This is a genomic window from Myroides sp. LoEW2-1 (genome assembly GCF_009767705.1).
Taxonomy (GTDB): Bacteria; Bacteroidota; Bacteroidia; order Flavobacteriales; family Flavobacteriaceae; genus Flavobacterium; species Flavobacterium album_A.
The window spans coordinates 21,432-29,126 of sequence record NZ_WSPP01000259.1 but is presented as its reverse complement, the minus strand read 5'-3'; the positions used below and the strand labels follow the sequence as shown (position 1 = coordinate 29,126).

At 33.5% G+C, this 7,695-nt stretch carries 6 protein-coding genes and 1 pseudogene; 5 read left to right on the top strand and 2 right to left on the bottom strand.

The window, feature by feature from the left end; genetic code table 11:
• Positions 1-96, top strand: a pseudogene (locus GOQ24_RS16695) (bifunctional demethylmenaquinone methyltransferase/2-methoxy-6-polyprenyl-1,4-benzoquinol methylase); the annotation flags it as partial.
• Position 97: 1 nt separating this feature from the next.
• Positions 98-895, top strand: coding sequence for a porin family protein (locus tag GOQ24_RS13545; protein WP_155091137.1), 798 nt, complete (start codon positions 98-100; stop codon positions 893-895).
• Between the two features lie 103 nt (positions 896-998).
• On the opposite strand, the gene GOQ24_RS13540 is transcribed toward GOQ24_RS13545, so the two are convergent.
• Complete coding sequence (locus GOQ24_RS13540) at positions 999-1,736, bottom strand: RNA methyltransferase (protein WP_155091138.1); 738 nt, start codon at positions 1,734-1,736, stop codon at positions 999-1,001.
• A 28-nt stretch (positions 1,737-1,764) separates the two neighbouring features.
• On the opposite strand from GOQ24_RS13540, the gene GOQ24_RS13535 reads away from it, so the two are divergent.
• Genes GOQ24_RS13535 through accD form a run of 3 tightly spaced genes read left to right on the top strand, consistent with a single transcriptional unit; the run spans position 1,765 to position 6,361 of the window.
• Complete coding sequence (locus GOQ24_RS13535; protein WP_155091139.1) at positions 1,765-4,347, top strand: POTRA domain-containing protein; 2,583 nt, start codon at positions 1,765-1,767, stop codon at positions 4,345-4,347.
• A gap of 47 nt (positions 4,348-4,394) precedes the next feature.
• Positions 4,395-5,462 carry a class II fructose-bisphosphate aldolase gene (fbaA, locus tag GOQ24_RS13530; RefSeq protein ID WP_155091140.1) on the top strand — a complete coding sequence of 356 codons (1,068 nt, stop codon included), beginning with the start codon at positions 4,395-4,397 and terminating at the stop codon, positions 5,460-5,462.
• 44 nt (positions 5,463-5,506) lie between these two features.
• On the top strand, positions 5,507-6,361 hold the full coding sequence (gene accD, locus GOQ24_RS13525) for an acetyl-CoA carboxylase, carboxyltransferase subunit beta (protein WP_155091141.1): 855 nt from the start codon (positions 5,507-5,509) through the stop codon (positions 6,359-6,361).
• Between the two features lie 34 nt (positions 6,362-6,395).
• On the opposite strand, the gene GOQ24_RS13520 is transcribed toward accD, so the two are convergent.
• Positions 6,396-7,646, bottom strand: a complete 1,251-nt coding sequence (locus tag GOQ24_RS13520; protein ID WP_155091142.1) for an ABC transporter permease — start codon at positions 7,644-7,646, stop codon at positions 6,396-6,398.
• Positions 7,647-7,695: the final 49 nt, after the last annotated feature.

Genomic DNA, 7,695 nt, shown 5'->3' with positions numbered 1-7,695 from the left:
GCTTTAAACAATATTTTAAGAAAAGTTGGGTTTAAAGAAGTAAAACACAATCCTCAAACAATGGGAATTGCTACAATTTATTCTTCTTCAAAATAATATGAGAAAAATACTTATAATAATCTTCTTTATATTGGGAACTACTTCTGGATTCTCCCAATGGATATTTGGTAGAAACCCAATCTTAAACAAACAAGAATGGGATCAACAACGTGTACACTGGGGTTACTACCTTGGGTTTAATAGTATGAACTACCAAATAAGTTATACGGAAGATTACTATAAGCAAATGCAAGATCTCAGAGAGAAATATCCTCATGACTATACTGAAATACAAGTAAATTCTTCTACGGGATTTAATGTTGGTTTGGTTGGTAACTTGCGAATCATGGAATACTTAGATTTAAGGTTTGAACCAGGACTCTTTTATTCCAAAAGAGAACTGACCTATCCGAAAGCTCTTATATACAATTATTACAAAGAGCAACACGATAATGCAAATCCAACGCCTAACGAAATAAAAAATTCTTCTTTTAAAGAAGTTAATTCAACTTATATACATTTTCCGTTACTTTTAAAGTTCTCCGCTTTGAGAACTGGAAATATTAGACCTTACATTATAGGTGGTGTTTCCTTAGATTTAGATTTAAGCAGTAATTCCAGCTCAACTAAAGATAATTACGAAGGTATTTGGAGAATGAAAAAGTGGACAGCGAATTACGAAATTGGAGCGGGAATCGATATTTATTTTCAATATTTCAAATTTACTCCAGCGATAAAAGGAGTGTTTGGATTACAAGATGAATTAATAAGAGATTATTCGGCGGATAGTCCTTGGACAGGAGGAATAAAATCAATGAAAAAAAGAGGGATATTCATCTCCTTTACCTTCCACTAAGAGATATATTTTTAAAGCATAAAAAATGCCCCAAAAAGTGAGATACTTTTTGGGGCATTTCTATATCCATTGAAAGATAACTTTTTGTTTTTATATTTAACTCTTAAATAGTCGTCCTTTTAAACTCACTCAAAATAATAGATGCTGCCGTAGCTACATTTAGACTTTCGGTCAACTGTAGGTTTCCAAACCTTGGTATACTCATACGCTGAGTAACGATTGCTTCTATTTCTGAAGAAATACCATTAGCTTCATTCCCCATTACAATAACTCCTTTTGAACCTAATTTTTCTGTATAAATATTATCCCCATCCATAAAAGTACCATATACAGGTGTATCCTCTCCTCTATCCTTTAAGAGTTGTAGCAAATCACCATAAACAATATTTACTCGCGTTATCGATCCCATTGTTGCTTGCACTACTTTGGGGTTGTAAACATCAACTGTTTCCTGACTGCACAACAAATGTTCTATTCCGAACCAATCGCATAATCTAATGATAGTACCTAAATTGCCAGGATCTCTAATATCATCTAAGGCTAAAACTAAATGATCAAAACTTACGTTCCTCTCTTTTGCACAATGAAAAACAGCTAAACAATTAGGCGTTGTAATCAAAGCAGACATTTTCTTAATATCTTCTTTCGATACTTTAGTTTGCTTTGACTTTTCAATACCAAAATCTATGTCTTCACAATAGTACAAATGCTCGAGCGCAAAATCAGAAGACAACAATTCCTTAATCACTTTAACTCCCTCAGCAATAAAAAGCTGATGCGTTTTTCTATATTTTTTTTGATGTAAGCTTTTAATTAATTTTATTTGGTTTTTCGTAACCATAAAAAAATGTATTTTTGGACTATATTAGATGAATACTACCTTGAGCAAATTTTTACCAAAAATAGCACTAATTATATTAACGAGCATAAGTTTTTTTGCATGTTCGACAACTAAGAGAGTTCCACGAGATAGAGCTCTTTTGGTTGATAATACAATTATAGAAAATACTAAAAAATCAAGTAAAGAAGAAATATACCAGCAGTTATACCAAACTCCTAATAGTACATTTCCTTTTACGGGATTTCGCTTGAGATTACACCTTTACAATCTGGCAAAACCGAATGCAGATTCCCTATACCAGGTTTGGTTACAAGAGCACCCTAATACAGAAAAAAAGCTTACTGCTGTATTATCAAAAAAACAAGTTAACCGCCTCGGTGAGTCTTTTATTATTGCAGGTATTAATAACTTCTTGATAAAAACAGGAGAAGTACCAGCACTATACGATACTTTGAAAACCAACAAATCAGTTGAAAGATTAAAAAACTACTATTTCAATCGAGGGTATTTCGACACAAAAGTTGAGTCGAAAATAGATACAGTTGGAGAAAAAAAAGTGAAAGCAACCTATACAGTAACAACTGGAGAACCTTATTATATTGACAGTATTAAGACTTCAATCACTACAAAAGAATTGGAAAGTCTTTATGTTGAAAGTAAAAATAAGAGTTTGATAAAACCTAACACCGTTTTTAATGTCAAGAATTTTGATGAGGAAAGAAAAAGAATTACAAATGACTTTAGAAATCAAGGTGCATATCACTTTCAAGAATTGAATATAAGATATGAAGTTGATACAATATTGGATAAAAAAAACACAGCCAATATCAATTTAATCATAGATCCTCAGACAGTAAAATCCGGTGATACACTTGTAGAAAGACCCTTTAAGCTTTACAAGATAAGTGAAGTAAACTTATTTACAGACAACAGTAGTAAGGATAAAAAATACGACTTAGACAGTTTACAATACAACAACTTTAATATCTATAGTTCTGCTAAGCTACAATACAAGCCTAAAGCACTAACAGATGCTATCTTTATCACCAAAGGGAGTACTTTCAGTGATCAAAAGCGCATTTTAACATCGAGATCCATAAGTAATTTAAGGATATTCAACTACCCAGTCATTGAGTATATAGAAGATCAAAGAGATACAACAGGTCAGTCATTAATCTCTAATATCTATCTAACCTCTCGAAAAAAGATGACATTTAACCCTTCGTTAGACGTAACTCATTCCAATATTCAAGATTTTGGTATAGGAGGGAGTGTTGGCGTATTGTTTCGAAATGTGTTCAAAAGAGCGGAAATCTTAGAAGTAGGTCTTAAAGGAAGTATAGGTTCTTCACGCCAAATGAACAATCCTAATAATGTATTTTTCAATGTAACCGAGTATGGTGGAGATGTTAAATTAACCTTTCCCCGTGTTTTCTTTCCAATAAAGACCGATCGCATCATTCCCAAATCCATGTTGCCGACAACAACGATGAGTTTCGGTATATCTAAACAGAGGAACATCGGTTTAGACAAAGATAATTTTACAGGAACGATTAATTATAAATGGCTACCCTCTCATCATAATTCCTTTAGTTTAGATTTACTAAATGCACAATATGTAAAAAACACGAATCCCAACAATTACTTTAGCGTTTACAGTTCATCTTATAGTCGCTTAAATGCTATTGCTCAAGATTACAAAATTGATGCAACGAAAACATACTATGACGAAAGTGGTGATTTGACTATTGGAGATAGTGGCGCTAATTACTTCATTTGGGATGCCTTAGATCCAAATAATCCGCTTGGTGTAAGTGAGGAAGACAAGAAAGTGATACGCAGCATTGAAGAAAGAAGAGTTCGTTTGTCTGAAAATAACTTAATTATAGCAAGTAATTTAGTATTCACCAAAACCACGCGTACAAGCATCAATGACAATAATTTCTACACGTTAAGAACAAAAGTAGAATCTGCAGGAGCGTTGATGAACTTGATAATGAAAAATGCGAGTACCAAAGAAGGCCCTACAGGAAAGAAAACGATCATGGACGTAGAATTTTCTCAATATATCAAAACAGAAATTGACTTTGTAAAATATTGGGATTTAGGAAAACAACGTGTATTTGCAATTAAAGCTTTTGGTGGTTTAGCGGTACCCTATGGCAACTCAAACTCAATTCCATTTACGAGAAGTTACTATTCAGGGGGATCAAATGACAACAGAGGTTGGCAATCTTATCGTTTAGGTCCAGGTAAAAGTGGAGGAATAAACGACTTCAATGAAGCAAATATGAAGCTTTTCTTCAGTTCTGAATATCGTTTTAATATAGGAGGAAAATGGTATGGAGCCTTATTTATAGATGCCTCAAATATTTGGAATGTATTTGACGATGTGGAAGATGAGAACTATACCTTCAATGGTATTTCCTCTTTAAGAGATTTTGCTGTTGCTTCGGGATTTGGAATTCGCTATGATTTTAGTTTCTTTGTATTCAGATTAGATATGGGATTCAAAACATTTAATCCAACAATCGATTCAAATAGAAAATGGTTTAAGGAATTTAACTTTAGAGAATCGGTATTAAATGTTGGAATCAATTATCCATTTTAATCCAATAATAATTAGTATTTTTGTAGAAACTTTTAACACAACGGCACATGGGACATAATATTAAACCAGGAGTAGCATTTGGGGAGCAAGTGCAAGAAATCTTTAAATACGCAAAAGAAAAAGGATTTGCTTTACCAGCAGTAAACGTAACTAGTTCAAGTACTATTAATGCTGTATTAGAAACTGCTGCTAAATTAAATTCACCTGTAATTGTTCAGTTTTCTAATGGAGGTGCGGCTTTTATGGCTGGAAAAGGTTTGTCAAATGACAACCAAAAAGCAGCAATATTAGGAGCAATCGCAGGAGCAAAATTAGTTCACACTTTAGCTGAAGCTTACGGTGTTCCGGTAATATTACATACGGACCACTGTGCAAAAAAATTATTACCTTGGATAGATGGCTTATTAGATGCAGGTGAAGAACATATGAAACAATTTGGTAAACCATTGTTCAGCTCTCACATGATTGACCTATCTGAAGAATCGTTAGAAGAAAATATGACAATTTCTAAAAAATACCTTGAGCGCATGAGCAAATTAGGTATGACGTTAGAAATTGAATTAGGTATTACAGGAGGTGAAGAAGACGGAGTAGATAACTCAGGTGTAGATTCTTCTAAATTGTATACACAACCTGAAGAAGTTGCCTATGCTTATGAAGAGCTATCAAAAGTAAATCACCGCTTTACTATTGCAGCATCTTTTGGTAACGTACACGGTGTATACAAACCAGGAAACGTAAAACTAACTCCAATTATCTTAAAAAACTCTCAAGAATATGTATCTAAAAAATTCAATTTAGGACATAATGCTGTGGATTTTGTATTCCATGGTGGTTCTGGTTCTTCAGTTGAAGAAATCAGAGAGGCTATAGGATATGGAGTAATCAAAATGAATATAGATACTGATACTCAATTCGCTTATACTGAAGGTATCAGAGACTATATGACAGGAAAAATAGACTATTTAAAAACTCAAATAGGTAACCCAGAAGGATCAGATGTTCCTAATAAAAAGTACTACGATCCACGTGTATGGGTTAGACAAGGAGAATTAACTTTAATCGCTCGCTTAGAAAAAGCTTTTGAAGATTTAAACAACGTAAATACGTTATAATCTCTCCTTGCTTTCGAACTTAATATAAACAAAACAAACATTTTATGGCTTGGTTTAAAAGGAAAGAAAAAGGAATTCAGACTCCAACAGAAAACAAAAAAGATATTCCAAAAGGACTTTGGTACAAATCTCCTACAGGAAAAATAATTGATTCTGACGAACTTGCAGTTAACTTATGGGTGAGCCCTGAAGATGGATACCACGTTCGTATTGGTAGTAAAGAATATTTCGAAATTCTTTTTGACAACAACGACTACAAAGAAATAGCCAAAAGCCTTTCTTCAAAAGATATTTTAAAATTTGAAGACACAAAAAAATATGTAGATCGTTTAAAAGAAGCAATGAATAAAACACAGCTTAAAGATGCTGTTAGAGTTGCTGTCGGAGAATCAAAAGGAGAAAAATTAGTAGTTGCAGCAATGGATTTTGCTTTTATTGGAGGTTCTATGGGATCTGTAGTAGGAGAAAAAATAGCCAGAGGTATAGACTACTCATTAAAACACAATATTCCATTTTTAATGATTTCAAAATCAGGTGGAGCTCGTATGATGGAGGCTGGTTTTTCACTAATGCAAATGGCTAAAACATCAGCTAAACTTGCAAAATTAAGTGATGCAAAAATCCCTTATATATCATTGTGTACTGACCCTACTACAGGAGGAATATCAGCTTCTTTTGCTATGTTAGGTGATATCAACATTGCTGAACCAGGTGCATTAATTGGTTTTGCTGGTCCTCGTATCGTAAAAGATACTACAGGAAAGGATTTACCTGAAGGATTTCAAACTTCGGAATTCTTGTTAGAGCACGGTTTCTTAGATTTTATAGTTCACCGTCGAGATTTAAAGAAAAATGTAAATCTATATTTAGATCTGATACTAAATAGATCTGTGAGATAAAAAAAAGCATCCATATAATATGGATGCTTTTTTTTTACATTCCTGTTCTTATCGCTTCCACTGGATCTAACCTTGCAGCTGATCGAGCTGGTAAATACCCAGACAAAATACCTATCAAACCAGATAGGGATAATCCTATAGCTATGTTTGCAATACTAAGTGTTAGTACAAAGCTTGAAAAAGTAGTAACTAACAAGGCGATAATCCAAACCAAAAGTAGCCCGATAACTCCGCCTATTAATGCTAAAATAACGGCTTCAAATAAAAATTGTAATAAAATAGTTTTCTTCTTTGCTCCTATTGCTTTTTGTACTCCTATCAAATGCGTTCTCTCCTTCACAGAAACGAACATAATATTTGCAATACCAAAACCTCCAACTAAGAGTGAAAACCCACTAATAATCCACCCTACGACATTCATTCGCCCAATTATAGTATCGATAAAGTCAAGCATTCCCCCAAATACATTAACAAAGAAATTATCTTCCTCCCCAGCTTTCATTCCTCTAAACAATCGCAACTTAGAACGTATCTCGTCTTCAAACTCCTTAATCTCAACGCCTTTAAATGGTTTTAGTACGACCACAGGTGTAAAAGTTGAAACATTGTCTCCATACAATAAACGAACAACATTCACAGGAATATAAGCCCTATCGTCTAAACTCGAACCAAAAGTACTGGCTCCCTGTTTATCAATTGTTCCAATAACCCGAAAATTACGGCTATACAAGCGAATCGTTTTACCAATAGGATCAAGATCACCAAATAGTGTCTTAGCTACTTCTGCACCTAAAACCACCACGTAAGCTCCATTTGTAGCCTCTGATTCATTGAAAAACCTACCATTAGATATTTTTACATTATCCAGAAACTGCAAATCACTACCTCCAATCTGCATACTTACGTCATTGGCGTAATTAGCACCGTACTTAAGCATCTCACTTTTAGTAAAAATATTATAAGAAATATACTCTACCCCCTGCACATTACGCTTTAAAAAATCAAACTCCTCGTACTTCATTTTAGGGTATTGATCTATTTTCCACCTCGGAATATCTACAGGGCCAAAAGAATGATTAAAAACATAAATCATGTTCAAATCAAAACCACTCAATTCTTTCTTAATATTTTTGTCAAGGGAATCTACAGCAGCAAGTACAGCAATTATAGAAAAAATACCAACTGTGACTCCTAAAAGAGACAATACGGTTCTTAGCTTATTGGTTTTCAAAGCATTCACTGCAAATTGAAAACTACTCATTAGAAGTCTAAAATATAGAATCATGTTGGTTTTTATATACTACAAAAGTAAAGATGTAACAGCATTTATACTC